Genomic DNA, 19,029 nt, shown 5'->3' with positions numbered 1-19,029 from the left:
GGTGTTGTCAATCATTGGCCACCCATCCCCTCACCACCTGCGCCACGCGCTTGGAGTCGGTCTTGACCGCCTCGCGCGCCATGCGCACGCGTTCTTCGTAGGCGTCCAGCGGCAGCGCCAGCGGCGAGGCCGCGCCCAGTTGCAGCTGGTCCTCGGACATCACCGGCAGGCCGTCCTCGTCCTCGACCACCTGCACGTTGGCGCTGAGCGGGTCCTCGCCGATCATCGGGCCTTTCCTCGGCGGGCCGGCGATCTGGCGCAGGGCCGGGCGCAGCACGCCGAACAGCAGCGCCAGCAGCACCACCGCGCCGAGCACCAGGCGCAGGGCGTCGCGTACCTGCGGGTTCTCCCACCACTGCTGCCACCACACCGGCTCCTCGACCGGCACGGTGTCGCGCACGAACGGGGCGTTCATCACCGACACGGTATCGCCGCGCTCGGCGTCGAAGCCCACCGCCTGCTTGACCAGCGCTTCCACGCGGGTCAGCTCGGCCGCGCTCAGCGGCTGGTCGCTGAGCTTGCCGTTGGCGCCGGGGCGCGGCACGTGGTCCACCAGCACCGCCACCGACACGCGCCTGACCCGGCCGGCCGGCTGGCGGGTGTGCTGCAGGGTGCGGTCCAGCTCGTAGTTGCGGGTGGCGTTCTTGCTGGTCTCGGTGGGCGTGGCCGCGGTGGCCGGGGCAGCGCCGGGGCCGGGGGGGGTATTGCTGGCCGCGCCGGGCACGCCCTGCGGCCCCTGCGTGGTGCTGGTGTTCTCGCTGATCTGCTCGCTGCGCACTTTCTGCGGTTCGCCGTTGTACAGCTCGCGGGCTTCCTCGGTGACCGAGAAATCCATGTCGACGCTGACTTCCGGGTTGACCCGGCCCTGCCCGGTCATCGGTTCCAGCAGCTCGCGGATGCGTTGGTTGTAGGAGGTCTCCAGCCGCCGCACCTGGTCGAACTGGGCGGCGTTGAGCGCCGCGTCGCTGTTCGGGTCGGCGATGGTCAGCATGCGCCCGCTCTGGTCGACCACGGTGACGCGCTCGGGGGCCAGGTCGGGGATGCTGGAGGCGACCATGTGCACGATGGCATCGACCTGGTTGCGCTCCAGCTGCTGGCCGCCGCGCAGTTCCAGCACCACCGAGGCGCTGGCGACGTCGCGCTGGCGGGTGAAGGCGCTGGGCTTGGGGATGGCAAGGTGCACGCGCGCGTCGCGCACCGGGCGCAGCGTGGTGATGGTGCGCACCAGCTCGGTTTCCAGCGCGTGCTGGTAGCGCGCGTTCTCGACGAACTGGCTGACGCCGAAGCCAGGGTCGCGTTCCATCAGCTCGAAGCCGAGCCGACCGCTGTCGGTCAGGCCGGAGCCGGCCAGCTTCAGGCGGGCGTCGTGGACGTTCTTTTCCGGCACGCTGATCGCGCCGGTGACCGCGTCCAGCTCGAACGGGATCTGCGCGGTGCGCAGCAGGTCGGTGGCCTCGGCGGTGGCCTTCTGGTCCAGCCCGGTGTAGAGCGGCACCATCGCCGGCTTCTGCGCCCAGAAGAACACGAACAGGCCGGCCGCGACGGCAATGGTGATCATCGCCATCAGCCCGAGCCGACGGGTGATCTGCAGGCTCTGCAGCCGGTCGAACCAGGCGCCGGCCTTTTCCGAATTGAACGTCTCACTGGACAACGCGAGTGGCATGGCGGGCTATTCCTTACAGCGGCATGTTCATCACGTCCTGGTAGGCCTGGACGAGACGGTTGCGGACTTCGACGGTGGCGCGGAACGCCAGCTGGGATTGTTGCGAGGCGACCATGACCCGGGCCAGATCGGCATTGGGGTCGCCGCGCTCGAACGCGGCGGCCAGCGTGCTGGAGGTCTGCTGGGCCTGGTTGACCCCGGCCAGCGCGCCCTGCAGGGTCTGGCTGAAGCTGGGCGCGGCGGTGGGCTGGGTACCGGCCAACCCGCCCAGCCCGCCGATGGCGTTGCCGCGCGCCACATCGCCGGTCGGCGCGGCCTGCGCCACCTGCGACTGGTAGCTGCGGATCTGGGACAGGATCGAGTTGACGGAGTGGGACATCGCCGGATTTCCAGGGCAGGAGGTTGCCTGCCTGTTCATCTGCAAGACCCGTGCCGGAACCGCGATACCGGGCAGATGAACAGTGGCGCCACCTTACTCCTGATTTCCGGCCCCGGCGTGACGGTTTTCCGGCGGACGTTCCATCGTGGGAGGGGGCGAATCAGGCATCGCAGGTATTTGGTCAGCACCCAGGACATCCAGGATGCATGGCAACCTGCCCGGGTTCAGCCTGCCAGTGCCCGCAAGTGGCGCAGTTGGTCGTGCAGGGGGTAATGATGGTTGCCGACGAAGAACCCGCGCCCGTCTATGCATTCGGCATTCGCCAAATGGCCATGCACCGAATAATCGAACCACTTGAGCGCTTCGTTCTTGGCGAAATTCCCCGCCACCACGGGGCGCACGTCGACGCCGCCCGCCGCCAGCCTGCCCATCAGCTCGGCGCGCGACAGCGGCGCATCTTCGGTCAATACGAGGGCGAAGCCAAACCAACTGCTCTGCCCGGTTTCCTTCTGGATGCGCAGCCACGGGTGCGCGCCGAAAAGCTCGACGAACACCCGAGCATTGTCGCGCCGCGCGGCGATCATCCCCGGCAATTTCTTCAGTTGCTCCTGGCCGATGGCGCCGCTCATTTCCAGCGGGCGCAGGTTGTACCCCGGCAGCACGAAGCGGAAGGCTTCCTCGAAGGGGTCATCGCTCTTTTCCCCGCACACGAGGTTGTGCCGCGGCAGGTTGCGCGTCCAGCCGTGCGCGCGCAGGCACAGCATGATCTGGTGGAGCTCCTCGTCGTCGGTGACGACCAGGCCACCTTCCATCGTCGAGATGTGATGGCTGAAGAAGCTGCTGAAACTGCCCATCACGCCGTGGGTGCCCGCCTGCCGGCCGGCGAAGACCGCGCCCATGGATTCGCAGTTGTCCTCCAGCAGCACGATGTCGCGCCCGCCGATGATGCGCCCGATCTCGGCGAAGTCGTTGGGGTTGCCCAGCAGGTTCACCGCCAGGATGGCGCGGGTTCGCGTACCGACCGCCTCGCGCAGCTGGGCGAGGTCGAAATTCAGGGTATCGCGGTCGATGTCGACGAACTTGAGCTTCAGGCCGTATTGCTGGAGGGGGAAATAGGTCGTGCTCCAGGAGACGGCGGGCACGATGACCTCGTCGCCCCGCTGCAACGGCTTGTCCTTGCGGAAGAACAGCGCGGCGACCATGAGCAGGTTCGCCGAGGACCCCGAGTTGACCATGACCGCATGGCGGCTGCCCGCCCATTCGGCGAACTGGCGTTCGAAGGCGGCGACCTCCTGACCCATGCTGAACATGCCGGACTGGATGACGCGCTGGATCGCGGCGTATTCCGCTTCGTCCCAGGTACTGCTGGCCAGGGGATAGTTCATGCTTGCTCGCCTCGAAGCGCAAGGTAATGGTCGTAGGTTTCCCGCAGGCCCTGCTCCAGGCTCCACGCGGGCGCCCAGCCCCAGGCCGTGGCCCTGGCCGTATCGCACAGTTTGCGGCGCATGCCCGTCGGCTTGCCCAGGTCATGCCGGAAACCGCCGCGATAACCGATGACCCCGGCGGCGGCGCGGTAATACTCGTTCACCGTGTAGTCCCGGCCAAGGCCGATGTTCAACAGCTCGGGCGTGCCCTCGAAGTCGCCGATGGCCTTGAAGATCGCCGCCACGAGGTCGCCCACGAAAAGGAACTCCCGGCGCGCCTCGCCCGTCCCCCAGATGTCCACGCTGGGCGCGCCCTCGACCTTCGCCACGTGCAGCTTGTGGATCACCGCGGCGATCATGTGCGAATGGCTCGGGTCGAACTTGTCGTGCGGGCCATACAGGTTGCAGGGAATCAGCGTCTTGTAACGCAGGCCGGGGTTTTCCCGGTTGATGTAATCCGCCAGGCGCGCCACGGTGATCTTGGCCAACGCGTAACCTTCGTTGCTTGGCTCCAGTTCCCCGGTCAGCAGGTCTTCCTCGCGCAAGGCTGTGTCCCGGTCGCGGGGATACATGCAACTGCTGCCCAGGTTGAGCAGCCGGGGAACGCCGGCCTGGGCCGCGCCCTGCAGCACGTTGCGGCCCATGTCCAGGTTGTCCAGCAGAAAGCCCACCGGTGCGCGCAGGTTGGCCTGGATGCCGCCCACCCGCCCGGCCGCATGCACGATCATGTCCGGCCGGTGCAGGGCGATGTAGCGCCGGGTGGCCCCGGCATCCAGAAGATCGAGTTCCCGGTGGCCGGGGGCCAGCCACTGATGCGCATGTGCGGCCGGCGCGGCCAGCAGGTTGCGCCCGACCATGCCGTTGGCGCCGGTAAGGAAGATCTTCATGGCGTCAGTCTTCGAAGCTCACCGGCGCGTTGTAGCCATGCCGCTTCAGCAAGGCATGCCGGCAGGCCTGTTCCAGGTCGGCGGCGACCATTTCGGCGCAGAGTTCGCGCACGCCGATCTCCGGCACCCAGCCCAGCTTTTCCTTGGCCTTGGTGGGGTCGCCCAGGAGCGATTCCACTTCCGCCGGGCGGAAGTAGCGCGGGTCTATCTTCACCACGACATCCCCCGGCTTGACGCAGGGCGCCTTGTCCCCCACCACCGCGCTGACGATGCCCTGTTCGTCAAGCTCCTGTCCCCGGAATTCCAGCACGATGCCCAATTCGGCGGCGGACCATTCGATGAACTGGCGCACGCTGTGCTGCAGACCCGTGGCGATCACGAAATCCTCCGGCTGCTCCTGCTGCAGCATCAGCCACTGCATGCGCACATAATCCTTTGCATGCCCCCAGTCGCGCAGGGCATTCAGGTTGCCCAGGTACAGGCAACGATCCAATCCCTGGGCGATGTTCGCCAGGCCGCGGGTGATCTTGCGCGTGACGAAGGTTTCCCCCCGGCGCGGCGATTCGTGGTTGAACAGGATGCCGTTGCAGGCATACATGCCATGGGCTTCGCGGTAGTTGACCGTGGTCCAGTAGGCATAGAGCTTGGCAACCGCATACGGGCTGCGGGGATGGAACGGCGTGGTTTCCCGTTGCGGCGATTCCTGCACCAGGCCATACAGCTCGGAAGTCGATGCCTGGTAGAAACGGGTGTGCTTTTCCAGCCCCAGGAAATGAATCGCCTCCAGCAACCGCAGGGCGCCAAGGGCGTCCACGTCGGCGGTGTACTCCGGCGATTCGAAGCTGACCGCGACGTGGCTTTGCGCGCCCAAGTTGTAGACCTCGTCGGGCCGTGTTTCGGCCAGGATGCGGGTCAGGTTGGAAGAGTCGGTCAGGTCGCCATAGTGCAGCTTGAAGCGCGCGTTCTCGACGTGCGGGTCCTGGTATACATGATCCACCCGCTGGGTATTGAACAGCGAGGCCCGGCGCTTGATGCCGTGCACCTCGTACCCTTTCTCCAGCAGGAGTTCGGCCAGGTAGGAGCCATCCTGTCCCGTCACCCCGGTTATCAACGCCTTTTTCATGACACTCCATCCTTCCGCAGGTTGTTCATCAGGTAATTGCGCAGGGGCGCGAGGTTCGGCAGCTCGATATCGACCTTCGCCATGAAATGGCGCTTGCGTTCCACGTCGCCGGCATGGCCGCACAGATGCCCGTACAGGCAGCAGGCAAACGGCAGGCCCATTTCGGCGGCCTGCTCGTAGGCGACGTGGAATTCCGTGAGGTTGTAAACGCCGGCGGTCCGGGCGACGAACACCGTGAAGACGCTGGCGACGGCGCGCCCCTGTTCCTGTCGATGATGGAACAGCTCCGCCAGCACGGTCTCGCCGCCCGTGAAGTCCCGGGCCGCGAACCGGCTGGCCGCCCTGACCAACGGGTACAGCTCGTTGTCCGGGTCGTGTGCCTGCGCCTGTTGCAGTAGATGTGCATCCTGTTCATGGTCCATGCGCCCACGCCCCAGGAAGTAGGCATACCAATAGGCAAACGCCGCCTGCAATGGATGGTAATGGGCGGCATTGGCGGCCAGGTCCCGACTGAAGATGTCCAGTTGCCGCTCCACGGAAAACAGCTGGAAAGCCGACACCAGGGCGCCGCCCCCGATCCATGATGCCTGCTTGGCGAAGCCGCTGCTGCCAGCCAGGATCGTCCTGAAGCGGGACATCAGCACCAGGTCGAACATGGCCCGTTGCGCCCGCCCCAGCGGGGCCAGGACATCGGCCATCGACGCGGTGATGTCGGTGGCTCCGCACTCCGTGCAGAGGTAGGCCATCGCCGCCTCGTCCTGGCCGAACAGGTAGACCTGCCTGCCGTCTGCGACCATTTCCTTGATCGCCGCCTTTGCCAGCGGCAACGTCACGCCCTTGTAGGTGTAGTGCACCCATTTGCGATAAGGGCCGTAGAAGACATCGCCGCTCCGCAGGTGGAAGCCCACTGCGTCCTCGGGCAATGCGATGCTCCGGGCCAGTGCGATGGCGGTAGCGATGCTCTCCGAGAACGCCAGTTCATCGAACAAGCGGGGGAAGTCGAAGTACTCGGCCACGTAGCGCTTCGGCTCCAGGATCTCGTGCAGCCCCAGGCGCGGCGCAAGGATGACCTCGGCCTGCTCGATACCCCGGCGCAGCGCAGGAAAGTCGAGGTTCCTGCCACCAACCTCCCAGCGCCGGCCCGGATGGGGCCCGGTGCTGAAATACGTGTCGATGAACGAATCGGCAAAGAACGCCTCGACCTTTTCGATGGCGTGCGAAGGGTCGCCGAGAAACCTGTCGCTCCACGAAAAACGGAACGGCAGGTTGAATATCCTGGACAACATCAACCCATTGAGGATGGCGTTCAACCGTTCCCCGAGGCCGTCCGTGCGCTCCATCAGGATGATCCGGCCGGCAATGGGCACCATGTTCGCGCGATCAACCCACACTTCGACCCTGGACAGGTGGAAGTACTGCCGCTCGCGCAGCGACAGGCGCAGGTAACGGAAGGGGATGTTTCCGGCCAGTTCGAGGCACATCCGTGGGCCCCAATACAGTGTCCCCGCATGCAGGGTCAGCCAATGATGCTTGTCCAGGGAAACTTCGACGACCAGGGTCCTGGCATTTTCCTGGCAGGCATTGCGTCGGTTGTCCAGCACGATGCGCTCGACCAGAAAACTCTCGCCCAGGTCGAGCAGCCACCAAGGATTGTCCTCCCGCTCGGTATGGAAAGCATAATCCGCTCCCACGGCATCGTTCAGTGCGCGCTCGGCGTCACTGCCTATCGAATAGCGGGACAACGAGCTCTGCCAAGCACGCTTGCCCGCCGCAACATTGACGCAATCGGTCATGGACATTGCCAGCTTCCCGGGGAAATCACGCTAGGCAGCCGATGGGGTTCCTTCCACTCATACGCCGCTCCTGAAATGAAACACGGAGATCAGGCCGCCGTCATCCATACCGACGATCGCCAGTCTGTCTTGCCCTGTGCCACCAGCGGTATCCGGCCCAGCAAGAACACGGTCCGACGCATTAATCAGCGGATGCTGCAGCCCACCTTGCAGGCGATCACGCACCATATCGGGCAGCCAACTGCGGCGACGGATGATGCAGGCCAATCGTGTTCTCCGGACAGGAGCGAAGCAGGTTGTCGGCATGGGCAGTGATGGTAGCGGCAGCAACGGGGTGCTTGCGCATCCAGTGATTCCAGATTGCGGAAAACGACGAGCGGCCAGCGTAGCCGAGTCCGACAGTTCCGCCACGCATGCCGCATGAGGCAAACGCTGTGCCACATGCCTGGGGCAAGCTTCCCGGATATGCACGGGATCAAGGTCAAGTGCGCATGCTTGGCGAACAATTCCTGTCGATCCAATCCAATAACAGTGGCAAGCATGGCTCACGGCAACCATGCCGCCCGCCATTCCTCCAGCCCCACGCCTTCCAGCATCCAGTCACGGTGCACCACGGTCCGCAGTGCATCGCCGGTGGCGGCGCGGGCATCGGCGTCGGTCAGATGCCCGCGGATGGCCCCGACCCAGTCGCGGTGGCGGTTGCGCACGCGGGTTGCCGGCAGGTCGTCGCCACGGTAGGGGCCGACGTCGCTGCATACCACCGGCACCGCGCATGCCCCGTATTCGAGCAGGCGCAGGTTGCTCTTGCACTCGTTGAAACGGTTCTGCTCCAGCGGGGCGATGGCCAGGTCGAGGTTCAGCCGGGCCAGCGTGCGGGGGTAGACGGTGATGTCGACGCCGGGGTGGAACTCGGCCACGCATGGCCGCAACTGCTCCGGGCACATGCCGAGGAAGACCCAGTCCACCTCGCCGGCCAGTTCGGTGATGACGCCGGCAATCATCTCCAGGTCACCGGCGTGGCTCACGCCACCGGCCCAGCCCACGCGCGGCTTCGTGCCCGTGTTGCGACGCGGTGCAGGCAGGTTCCGCCACCACGCTGGCGGCAGGCGGTTGCCGGCGATGCGGATGTCCGGGTGCATGCCGGCGAAGGCTTCGGCCAGCGCCGGCGTGGATACCACGACGCGATCGACCAGCGCGAAGGCACGCCGCAGGCTGCGCAGGATGTCGCGTGGCATGTGCTCGCGGTGGATGTTCTTGACCGGCAGGTTGGGCAGGTAGTCGTCGAGCTCGAAGACCTTGAGCGCCCGCGAGAAGCGCGGCATGCGCCGCATGCGCTCCAGCTCCTCGTCGGTGACCCGGCGTTGCAGAACCACCACGTCCGGATCGATGCGCGCCTGTTCGACGGTGTCGAGCAGGGTGGCATAGAGCGCGCCTTCGGCCTGGCCGGCGGCCTTGAGCGCCTCGAATGGTTGGATCACCCGGTAATGGCCGCTGCCCCACGGATCGGCCGGGTGTGCGAGCACGCGCGGGACGGGCCGCCACGGCAACGGCTGCCACGAGAAATCCGACTCGCCCAGGCGGAAGCCGCCCGGTACGTCCAGGCGCAGGCTGGGGTTGTAGGCCGGATCATGGGCGAGGGCAGGGAGCCAGCGTTCCAACAGTGCATCGTTGGCAGATTCCGGCAGGGGTACGGCTTCGACCGAATGCAACAACAACGCGTGTGGCGTCCATATCGTGAGGTAGCCCCGCTGGCGTGCGCGCAGACACAGGTCCACGTCGGCGCCCTCGTCGGCGAATGCGGCGTGGTCGAAGCCACCCAGCTCCATGAACAGCGTCTTGTCGATCAGCATGCAACTGTCGGCCACCGCCGAGTAGCTCTGCGCCACTTGCAGGCGATTCATGTAGCCCGGCGCGTCCATCGGTTGGCCGGCGAATGCGCGGCCGCCGCTGCACGTCAGACCGGGAACAAGGCCGGCATGGGTGATCTTGCCATCGGCGGAAATGGTCTTCGCGCCGACCACGCCCACCTCCGGGCGCAGGCCGTGGTTGAGCAGCTCGTCCAGCCATTGCGGCTGCAAGGCCGCCACTTCCGGGTGCAGGAACAGCAGGTAGTCGCCCGCGGCCTGCGTGGCGGCCACGTTGCAGGCGGCGCTGTGCGCCAGTGGCGAGTCGAAGGCGAAGGCGCGCACGCGGCCGGCGGCCAGCGTTTCGACCTGCTGCATCCACTGGCTGATGCTGGCGGCGGCGCCATTGTCGATCAGCAGCAGTTCGTAATTCGGGTAGCGGGTTTTTTCCAGTACCGAAACCACGCAGCGCTCCAGCGCGGCCAGCGTGGTGCCTGCCGAGACGATGACCAACAGTGAAACCGGTGGTTGCTGGTCGTGGCCGTAGTCGATGCGATACAGGCCGCTGCCGATGCCCTCGATCGCGGCGTTGGCATAGCCACGCGCATGCAGATGGCGAGCGATGACGTGCTGTTGGGTCTGCGCGTCGAAACGCGGCGGCGAGCAGGCCAGCAACGGCTCGGGCAGGTGCCTGATGCCGCCGGAACCACCTTGCTGCACCAGCCGCAGGATCAAATCCAGTTCCACCGCATCGCCGACCTGCGGGTCGAAGCCGCCGGCTTCGACCAGCGCCTCGCGGCGGAATACCCAATGCCCGGACAACATCGAAGGGTTGCCGAGTAGTTGGTCGAGGTCGAAATCCGGGCGCATGACCGGGGCCAATGCGCCGGTGTCGTCGCGGTACCACGCGTCGGCGTACAGTGCGCGCAGTTCGGGGGAGGCGTCTGTCAACGCCAACAGCAGCAGGGTCAACCCGCCGAGGGTGAACTCGGTGCCGGCTTCGGCCAGCATCACCCAGTCCACGGCCCAGTCGGCCACGGTGGCATTGAGGGAGGCGGCAAGGGATGCGGCGTCCCATGCGCCGGTTTGCACCGGCGTCAGGTCCACGCGTGGCGGGGGCAGGGGCTGACCCAGCACTTTGCACTCCACTCCATCATCCATCCCGGCTGGGCAGAACCTGCGGACCAGGGTACGTTCGAGTGCATGCGATTGGCCTTGACCTGGCAGCACCACGAACCCCACACGGGGTGGGGTTGGCAGGGCGTCCACGCGGGTTTTCACGTGTGCGGCCAATGCTGGGTTGAACGCGCGCCGGACTTGCCATTCATGCAATTGGCAGTGGTTGTTGGCGACGAGGGTGGCCGCTTCCAGTAGTTGCCGCAGGTCCACGGGCATGCGTGGCGCGGAGCCATCCAGCGGCGCCATGTGCACCTGGTCGGCGTTGCCTGCATCGTGCCTGTACCAGCCTAGGTCGCGTATGGCCTGGCGGAAATCGTCGTGCCCCTTGTCGCCGGTACCGGGGTTGTTGCGCCCGATCTGGCTGAACTGCTGGGTTGAAAAACGGAAGTTGACCAGCGGCGCGGCAAGCAGGGCCAGGTCCCCGTGCTGCAGCAGTTTGGCATACAGCGCCAGGTCGGCGACCCAGTGGATCTTGGTGGACCCGAGGAAGGACAGTCGTTCGCCAAGTACGAGCAGATCCGCGCGCCGGCACAGCACGCAACTGGGTTCGCCGATGAAGTTCATCGTATGGTCGGCCAGGAACGAAACCAGTTCCGGGCCATCCAGCCGCACGTCATGGGCGAAGGGGAAACGGGTAGCGGCGGTGTCCGGCAGCCAGCGCCCGCGCGCGCCGATCCGCCGCCGGCGCGAGGCCGCCAGGGCGATGCCTGGTGCGCTTTCGATGGCGGTGACCAGCGCCGCCACGCATTCCGGCTCCAGCATGTCGTCATCATGCAGCAGCTTCACGTAGATGCCCGACGCCAGCGCGACGCCGCGCGCGGTGCTGCGCGTTTCCCACAGGCGCTCCGGGTTGCGGGAGTAGTGCACCGGGAAATCCACGCGTGCGGCGAAGGCTTCCACCCGTTCGCGGACGTGCTCGTCGCGCGAATCGTCGCACACCACCAGTTCCAGCGGCCGCCAGGTTTGCGCGGCCACGCTGTCCAGTGCCTGCTGCAGGTAGTGGGGCTTGTAGGCCGGCATCACCACGCTTACCAGCGGGCGGTCGGCAGGGGGAACGGTCATTGAGTACGGTTTCCGGCAAGGGTGTCGTGTATCCGCTGCACCACCCGGCGCGTGTTGTCCGCGTCCTCGTGGCGGAAGAACAGGCGGCGGGCGTTACGGTAGCGTTCGTCGGGCTGGAACCGTGGGCGTGCCAGGGTGGCCTCCAGCGCGTCCAGCAGGGCGTCGAAGGTGGTGGTGACCGGGCCCGGGAAGGCCAGTTCCAGGTCGTAGAGCAGGCCGTTCTGTTGCGTGCGGTAGTCGTCCAGGTCGTGGGCGAAGCCGATGACGGGCAGGTCGAGGCAGAGGGCGTCGATGTAGACGGACGAGTAATCGGTGACCACCACGCTGCTCTCGCGCAGCAGCGGTGCGATTTCATGGAAATGCGGATGGCCGAGGTCCAGCAGGGTTTCACCGTCGAGATGGCGCGGGGCCAGCGGCGTACCAGCCGTCGCCACGTAATGGCCACGCACGCCGAGTACGGCATGGTGGCGCTGCAGCAGGGCCTTCAGCCGTGAAACCTCGTCGTCGCTGAAAAAATAGGGCCCGCCGCTGGCGCTGGCATCCCGGTAGGTGGGGGCGTAGAGCACCAGCCTGCGCCCGCCGCGCAGGGCACGTATCTGCGCCAGTTCGCTGTCCAGCCCCGTCGGCAGCTCCGCTTCCGGCATGCGCAGGAAGTCGGTGCGGGGCAGGCCGGTTACCCAGACGTGGGCCGGGGGAATCGGGTGGAAGGTCGCGCTCATGGCCAAGGCGTCGACTTCGGAGGACGCGACCAGACCGGCATACAGGCCGCGTTCGCGGCGGCGGAATGCATCACGGTCGCCATGTCGGCGTTGGCTGGGGTTGGCCAGCGCGAACAGGCGCTTGAGCGGAACGCCATGCCACAGGTTGACCACCACGCGACGGCGCAGGGACGGCCGCGGTGCGCCGTAGCCGCCGTTGCGCCAGGCCAGCGACATGTCCAGCGCGGTGGAGTTGGTCAGCAGCAACACGCCGCAGCGGGACAAGGCCAGCAGGCCGCAGAGCGTATCGAGCTGCACGATCCTGACGTGGCTGGATTCGGCGACGCCACGGGGACGATGGCCGCCACGGACGAACACCCGCGCCTGCACGGCGGGGTCGTGGCGGACCTGCTCGAACACCGCGCGCGCGTTTTCGATGAACTGCCCGCGCTTGAGCGGATGGTCAAAGAACGCCCAGTGGTCCCTGCGCTTGGGGATCAGCGCATCCAGCAGCCGCCACAGCACCAGCAGCGGAATGCCCAGCCAGGCATCCACGATCCTGCGGTGGCAAAGGCGGGGACGCACGCGCAGGCCGGTCATGCCGCATGGACGCGCAATTGCGAGAGGATCAGGTCGCACACCTGGTCGACCTCGGCCGAGGGCAGCTCCGGGTGGATAGGCAGGCACAGCACGCGCCGCGCCGTGGCGTGGGCCACCGGCAGGTTGCCCGGCACCGCCGAAGGCAGGCCGCGGTACATCGGGAACTCGCTGATCAACGGGTGGAAATAGCGCCGCACCAGGATGTTGCGCTCGCGCATGAGCTGGTAGAGCGCGTCGCGGCCGATGGGGAAATCGTCGTCGATCATCACCGGGAAATAGGCGTGGTTGTCCGCCCCCCCGGCACGCGCGCGCGGCAGGCAGCGCAGGCCACGGACGCCGGCGAGGCGCCGGCGGTAGTGGGCGTCGATCTTCGCGCGGCGGGCCAAGGCCTGGTCGATGTGCTTGAGCTGGAGCAGGCCGAAGGCCGCGCTGACCTCGTGCATCTTGCCGTTGATGCCCGGCGCGACCACCGTGGTTTCGTTGACGAAACCGAAGTTCTTGAGGTGGTCGATGCGCTGTTTGGTGCGCGCGTCCGGGCAGATGATGGCGCCGCCCTCGAAGGTGTTGAACACCTTGGTGGCGTGGAAGCTGAGTATCGACAGGTCGCCGTGGCGCAGCACGCTGCCGCGCGCGTCGCGCACGGCGAAGGCGTGGGCCGCGTCGTAGATCACCTTCAGGTTGTAGGTGTCGGCGATGCGGGCGATGGCGGCCACGTCGCAGGGCGTGCCGTAGCAGTGCACCGGCATGATGGCGGTGGTCTGCGGGGTGATCGCGGCCTCGATCTTCGCCGGGTCGAGGTTGAGGGTTTCGGGGTCGATGTCGACGAATACCGGCTTGACGCCGTTCCACAGCAGCGAATGAGCGGTGGCGACGAAGGAATAGGGCGTGGTGATGACCTCGCCGGTGATGCGCAGCGCCTGCAACGCGGTGACCAGCGCCAGCGTGCCGTTGGCGAACAGCGCGATGTGCTTGACGCCGAGATAGGCGCACAACGCCTTTTCCAGTGCCTGGTGCATGCTGCCGGCGTTGGTGAGGATGCGGCTCTCCCAGATCTTTTCCAGATAGGGAATGAACTCCTCCAGTGGCGGCAAAAGCGGGCTGGTGACGTGGATGGGCTTGGTTTTCATCCAATGCTCTTGGGCCGGGAGGGCGCGATTTGCCTACGGAAACCGCTTTCGTGGGCAAAAGCAAGTTTCGTTCCGTATCCGCGAAGCGGGCAGCCCAGCCTGCCGTGGCGGCCTCAGGCCCGCAGGTCCAGCAACTGCTCGGTGGCGTCCACGTCGAAAACCGGGATGCCGGCGTTTTCCAGCACATCGCGGCGCTCGCGGAAGGCGTCGTCGATGAAGATGGCCGGGATGCCGGGTTCGATCGCCGCGCTCTTGGGCGAACCGTCGCGCAGGTGCACGATCCGGCTGAACAGTGTGGCGCAGAGCCGGTGCCGCTCGAGGGTCTGGTGTGGGCAGTCGGCATGGCGGGTCAGCAATACCACCTCGATACCTGCGCCGGCCCATTGGTAGAGCAGGGCCGCCAACATCGGGTTGACCTTGCCGCCGGCGATCAGGGTGTCGTCCAGGTCCAGGTAGACTCTGCGGTAGTCCAGCCCGGTGCGGTAGCGGTTGCCCAGCGCGCGGTCCAGTTGCAGCGGGTATTCCTGCGGCAGCACCGAGAACGGGCGGCCAAGGTAGGCGTAAACGTGGAGCAGGGCGAAGTTGACGCCACGCATGCGCGACAGTGCCATCGAGCCGGCCACGCGCGGCGCGACTTCCAGCAGTCTGGGTACGCCATGCCGGTCGTGGCGCACCTGGAAGAACCATGCGCCCCGGAGGCGCAATTCATCGGCAATGGTGGTGGCCATCGTGACCAGTTCCGGCGCCGCCGCTGGTTCGGTGCGCACGCTGATTCCGCTTTTTACCCGCAAGCGACGCCGTGGCGCGGCATGCAGCAACGCGCCGGCCGCGTCGGAAATGCAGTCCACGGTGAACTCGTCGCCGGGCAGGTATTCGCTGAACACGTAAGGCGTGCCGCTTTCCAGCAACTGGCGGTGGCGGGCGGCATCGTCCACGCGCTCGGCCCCCTGGCTGCCCTGGCCAATGGCCGGCTTGGCGAAGATCGGGTAGGCGCAACCCGGTGCGCCGGCATCGTCCGGCACGATGCCCAGCGGGCGCAGGCGGGCATACGTCAGGCGTTTGTCGCGGCACAGCGCAGCGATGCCGGCCTCCGGCACGGCGGCCGGGGCCAGCAGGCGTTCGCGCCCTGCGGCCAGCAGGGGAATCACGCTGTCGTGCGCAGGCACCACGAGGTCGATGCGCCACTGGCGTATCAATGCGTTGAGCGCGGCGAGCAGGTCGCCGGTGCGGGTGTCGGCGTCGATCCTCTGGTAATGGTGGTAAACGAACCCGCCGTGGTCATCCACCGATGACGCGCCATGCAGGCGCACGTCCTTGGCATGGCGCAGCGCGGCGTGGATTTCCAGGCCGATCTCCGAGCCGCAGGGGAAGACCAGCACGTTGAGTTGCCCGGCCATCAGCCCACGCCCACGACGGCCTGCTCGAACTGGGCCAACGCCCGCTGCAAGTAAGCCTGCGCATCCCAGTGCACGTTGCGTTCGGGCCGTTGCAGCCAGTGGCAGATGCCATCGACCAGCCCTTCGGTGGAGTCCGGCACCAGCTGTCCGACGCCATCGGCCAGCACGCTCTGCGGGCCGGGAATGTCGGTGGACAGCACGGGGCGGCCCAGGGTCAGCGCTTCCAGCAGGACGATGCCTTGCCCCTCGTAATGCGAGGACAGCACGAACAGGTCGAGTTCGCGCATCACCGGGTAGGGGTTGGCCAGCGCGCCGGTGAGCAGCACGTCATCCTCCAGCCCCAGCTCGGCGATGCGCTGCTGCAGCATGGGCCGCTCCGGGCCTTCGCCGACGATCACCAGCCGGGTCGAGGGATGCCGGCGGCGTACCTGGGCGAAGGCATCGAGCAAGCGCTGGTGCCCTTTCTCCGGCGACAGGCGGCCAACCGTGCCCAGCAGCACGTGGCCTTCGCGCCAGCGGGCGAAACCTTCGGGTAGTTCCTGCCCGGCGCGCCGCTGGATGAAACCGGGGTCGATGCAATTGTCCACGCTGTGGAAGCATTCGGGCCGTTGCCCCGGTACGTCGCCGAAACGGCGTCGGTTGACCGCGTTCAGGCTGTCGGACACCGACACCAGCGCGTCGCACAGCGGGTAGTGCTCGAACACCTTGGACAGCTGCGGGTGGCGGCTGCGCTGTTCCTGGTCCATGTCGTTGTGCAGGTACACGGCACAGCGCGTGCCGGCGGGGCGGCCGCGGGCGAACAATGCGGTCCAGAAGCCCGCATAACCCGAGAAATCGACCACCACGTCGAAATGGGCGCTGCCGAACTGGCGCGCGTATTCGCGCAGGTAATAGGTGTCGAGCAACTGCTGCTGGCGCGCGTTGAGCACCTCGCGGCTGCCTTGGCGCGTGTTGAGCCATTGCTGTTCGCGGTTGGCCACCGGGAAGCTGATGCGGCCCCAGCGCGCCACGTGCGCGGGCAGCTCGGCAAAGCGTTCCAGCCGTTGCGGGTAGCTTTCCAGCGTCCACGGATCGACGATCACGGTCAGCGACAGCCGGCGCGCATCGACGCAGCCGGCCAGGCGGTTGAACGAGGCGGTGACGCCGTTGGGGCTGAAGTTGCCCACCTGGAACAGCAGGGTGCGCTTGTCGCGCGGCGGTGGCGTGATCTGGTGGCGTGCGTCTGCTTCGAAGAAGAACGCAACGACGCGGCTGGCCGAGCCGCCGTCTTCCAGCGGCCAATAGGCCTGGCGCGCCGCCTCGATCTGCCCGGGGGCAGCGGCGGCCGCGCCCGCCAATGCGGGAAGCAGCGCCTGCTCCAGTGCATCGGCGGTGGCGCAGGCTTGCACCGGCAACGTGGCGATGTCCAGGTACAGCCCGCGTTCGCGCCGGTATTGCGCCATGTCCGGCACGTACAGCAGGACCGGCCGGCCGCTGGGCAGGAAGTCGAACAGGATCGAGGAGTAGTCGGTGACCAGCACGTCCACCACGGCCATCAACTCGGTGATGTCGGTCCCGGCCGGCACCGCCATTGCGCCGTCCGGCAGCTGGCCGAGCTTGCGCGCCACCATGTGGTGGCCGCTGAACAACACGGTGGCGCCGTGGCCGCTCAGTCGTTCGATGGCATCGGCTACCAGCGCCGCGTCCAGCGAGGCCCCGTCCAGGTTGCCGCGCCAGGTGGGCGCGTAGAGGATGATTTTCGCGTCTGCGCCGAGGCCGAGCCGTGCCTTGGTCCGGGTTTTTGCATCGGCGTCCGCGCCCAGCATCAGGTCGATCCGCGCCTGCCCGGTATCGGCCATGCGGCAGCGGATGACGTCGTTGACCTGCATCGACTCGAGCAATACCCGCCGGGTGAAGGCATTGGGCATGGCCAGGTGGGTGGCCTGGAGCAGGTTGCGCACGGCGTTCTTGTGGTCGAACAGCGCGCCGGGGATGTCGATGCCCAGCTTCTTGAGCGGCGTGCCGTGCCACGTATTGAGGTAGCGCTGTCCGGGCCGCCGCACGAAATACGGCATGAAGGTGTTGTTGTTCACCAGCCAGCCGGCGGTGGCCAGGTAACGCGCGTACAACGGGCTGCCGTGGCGGACGAAAACCACGTCCGGCAGCGCGGCCAATTCCTCGGGGATGGCCGTGTGCGGCTTCACCACCCACGCATGCAGCAGGTTGCGGGCGGCCAGGCGCGTGCGCGCGGCGCGGAACACGGCCAGCGGATTGCAGCTGATCGAGTCGCCGTGGAAGCTCTCGTACAGCACCACGTCGTCACGGACGGGCAGGGTTTCGATGAACTCGGCGTATTCGGCCTTTATGTCGCGCGCGGGCGGCGGCGGTCCCTCGGCCTGCGTGGGGTCGGGGACGATGCCGAAATCGCGCCGGAACAGGCGCGTGGCGAGAAAGGCCTGCGCCGCTTCGCTGTTGCGCCCGGCGCGGTGCAGGGCCACGCCCAGGCGGAAGTACAGGCGGGGGACGTGTTCGTCGTGGCGGTTGACGCAATGGCCGTAAGCCGCGGCGGCCTCGGCATGCAGGCCCAGCCGTTCGCAGGCCAGGCCCAGTTCGAAATGCAGCAGGGGGTCGAGCGTGCAGGTGCGCAGGCGGTCGCGCAGGGCGCGCCGCTGCGCGTCGTCGTCCATGCCCGAGGCGGCCGGGATGGCCGGCTCGCCCGGCACGCAGTGCAGCCATGCCGCGATCGCCGCATCGGCATCGCCGCAGGCATGCAGGCAGGTTCCCTGGCGATAGCGCCAGTCGGCATCCTCGCGCAGGGCCAGGGCGCGCGCATAGGCCGCGGCGGCTTCCTGCGGGCGTTCCAGCCGTTCCAGCATCCAGCCGTGGCGATATTGCCAGTCCGGCTGCGCCGGATCCAGTTCGAGTGCCGCGCCGTAGGCGGTGGCAGCGTCCTCCCAGCGGTACAAGGCTTCCAGCTGATAACCGTGCGCGAAATGCAGGCGTGCGTCGCCGGCATGCGCGGGTTGGGCCAGCCGTTCGCGGTAGGCGCGCTCGGCGCCTTCCCAATCCTTCTCCTGCTCGTGGCGCAGGCCGATGCCCAGCGCCGCCACGCCCGGTTCGGCGGCGGCGACCCGCGCATAGCAGGCTTCGGCCGCCGCCTTGTTGCCCCGCCGTTCCTCGACGCGGCCCAGCCGGTAGTGGGTGTCGGCATTGCCGTCGTCCAGCGCGAGGGCGCGGCCATAGGCGGTGGCGGCATCGTCCAGCCAGCCCAGGCGTTCGCAGGCCAAGCCGAGGGTGTGGAACCAGTCGGCATGGCCATCGTCCAGTTCGGTCGCCACGCGCAGGGCGGTGACGACCCGGCGCCAGCCGTTGCGCCGGGCCACGATGGCGCCGAGCAGGGCATGGTGCGCCGCCGTGTCCGGCTGCAGGTCGCAGGCGCGCATGGCGAACATGTCGGCCACGTCCCACAACTCCAGCGCCGCCAGGTTGCCGGCGATGCGGGCGAACACCGTGCCCGGCGCATCCAGCGCATTGAGCAGGGCCAGCGTGCGCAGGTTGAAGCGGGTCTTGCGCGCCACCTCCATTGGTTCGCCGGTGGCGCGCGTGGTTTCCGCGCCGGCTGCCTGGCCGCCGTCCAGGTAGTGCGCGACCGGATCGCGCCGGTGGTCGCCTTCCAGATGCAGGGCCTGGTACCACCATACGTCGAACCCGGGGCCGGGGTTGCGGAACTCGCGCCAGCCCTGCGAGTGGAAATGACGCCACGCCTCATCCCCTTCGACGGCGATGTCCGGGTTCTGCGTGCGGTAAAAGGCGGCGTCGAACCATGCCGGGGTCGCACCGGCCATCAAGTCGGCGTCGTGGGCTTGCGCAGATG

General features: G+C 67.3%; 12 protein-coding genes. All 12 read right to left on the bottom strand.

Features of this window, described 5'->3' with window-relative positions:
• Positions 1–7: 7 nt before the first annotated feature.
• The 12 genes from fliF to ABB34_RS02810 all read right to left on the bottom strand — a co-directional run bounded on the left by fliF (position 8) and on the right by ABB34_RS02810 (position 19,000).
• Positions 8–1,663 carry a flagellar basal-body MS-ring/collar protein FliF gene (gene fliF, locus ABB34_RS02860; RefSeq protein ID WP_057639731.1) on the bottom strand — a complete coding sequence of 552 codons (1,656 nt, stop codon included), beginning with the start codon at positions 1,661–1,663 and terminating at the stop codon, positions 8–10.
• Positions 1,664–1,676: 13 nt separating this feature from the next.
• Positions 1,677–2,042: a flagellar hook-basal body complex protein FliE gene (gene fliE / locus ABB34_RS02855; RefSeq protein ID WP_057639730.1), complete on the bottom strand. Its 366-nt coding sequence runs from the start codon at positions 2,040–2,042 to the stop codon at positions 1,677–1,679.
• Positions 2,043–2,266: 224 nt separating this feature from the next.
• On the bottom strand, positions 2,267–3,427 hold the full coding sequence (locus ABB34_RS02850; RefSeq protein WP_057639729.1) for a DegT/DnrJ/EryC1/StrS family aminotransferase: 1,161 nt from the start codon (positions 3,425–3,427) through the stop codon (positions 2,267–2,269).
• The gene (locus ABB34_RS02845) at positions 3,424–4,353 is read right to left on the bottom strand and encodes an NAD-dependent epimerase/dehydratase family protein (protein WP_057639728.1); all 930 of its coding nucleotides are present in this window, start codon (positions 4,351–4,353) and stop codon (positions 3,424–3,426) included. Before ABB34_RS02845 ends, ABB34_RS02850 begins: the two co-directional genes overlap by 4 nt.
• 4 nt (positions 4,354–4,357) lie before the next feature.
• The gene (gmd, locus tag ABB34_RS02840; protein WP_057639727.1) at positions 4,358–5,476 is read right to left on the bottom strand and encodes a GDP-mannose 4,6-dehydratase; all 1,119 of its coding nucleotides are present in this window, start codon (positions 5,474–5,476) and stop codon (positions 4,358–4,360) included.
• Complete coding sequence (locus ABB34_RS02835; protein WP_057639726.1) at positions 5,473–7,275, bottom strand: discoidin domain-containing protein; 1,803 nt, start codon at positions 7,273–7,275, stop codon at positions 5,473–5,475. Before ABB34_RS02835 ends, gmd begins: the two co-directional genes overlap by 4 nt.
• Before the next feature lie 51 nt (positions 7,276–7,326).
• Positions 7,327–7,536 (bottom strand): hypothetical protein, encoded by a 210-nt coding sequence (locus ABB34_RS15125; protein WP_152979480.1) that lies wholly within the window; start codon positions 7,534–7,536, stop codon positions 7,327–7,329.
• Between the two features lie 278 nt (positions 7,537–7,814).
• The gene (locus ABB34_RS02830) at positions 7,815–11,354 is read right to left on the bottom strand and encodes a glycosyltransferase (RefSeq protein WP_057639725.1); all 3,540 of its coding nucleotides are present in this window, start codon (positions 11,352–11,354) and stop codon (positions 7,815–7,817) included.
• Positions 11,351–12,652 carry a CDP-glycerol glycerophosphotransferase family protein gene (locus ABB34_RS02825; RefSeq protein WP_057639724.1) on the bottom strand — a complete coding sequence of 434 codons (1,302 nt, stop codon included), beginning with the start codon at positions 12,650–12,652 and terminating at the stop codon, positions 11,351–11,353. The genes ABB34_RS02830 and ABB34_RS02825 overlap by 4 nt, the downstream gene beginning before the upstream one ends.
• Entirely contained in the window at positions 12,649–13,779 is a 1,131-nt protein-coding gene (locus ABB34_RS02820) for a DegT/DnrJ/EryC1/StrS family aminotransferase (RefSeq protein ID WP_057639723.1), read from the bottom strand. Before ABB34_RS02820 ends, ABB34_RS02825 begins: the two co-directional genes overlap by 4 nt.
• A gap of 113 nt (positions 13,780–13,892) precedes the next feature.
• Positions 13,893–15,176, bottom strand: coding sequence for an ATP-grasp domain-containing protein (locus tag ABB34_RS02815; protein WP_057639722.1), 1,284 nt, complete (start codon positions 15,174–15,176; stop codon positions 13,893–13,895).
• Positions 15,176–19,000, bottom strand: a complete 3,825-nt coding sequence (locus ABB34_RS02810; protein ID WP_057639721.1) for a CDP-glycerol glycerophosphotransferase family protein — start codon at positions 18,998–19,000, stop codon at positions 15,176–15,178. The genes ABB34_RS02815 and ABB34_RS02810 overlap by 1 nt, the downstream gene beginning before the upstream one ends.
• Positions 19,001–19,029 lie beyond the last annotated feature (29 nt).

The sequence above is a fragment of the Stenotrophomonas daejeonensis genome (assembly GCF_001431505.1).
Lineage (GTDB): Bacteria > Pseudomonadota > Gammaproteobacteria > Xanthomonadales > Xanthomonadaceae > Stenotrophomonas > Stenotrophomonas daejeonensis.
The sequence above is the reverse complement of the archived record's forward strand: the minus strand, read 5'-3'. Positions and strand labels throughout refer to the sequence as shown.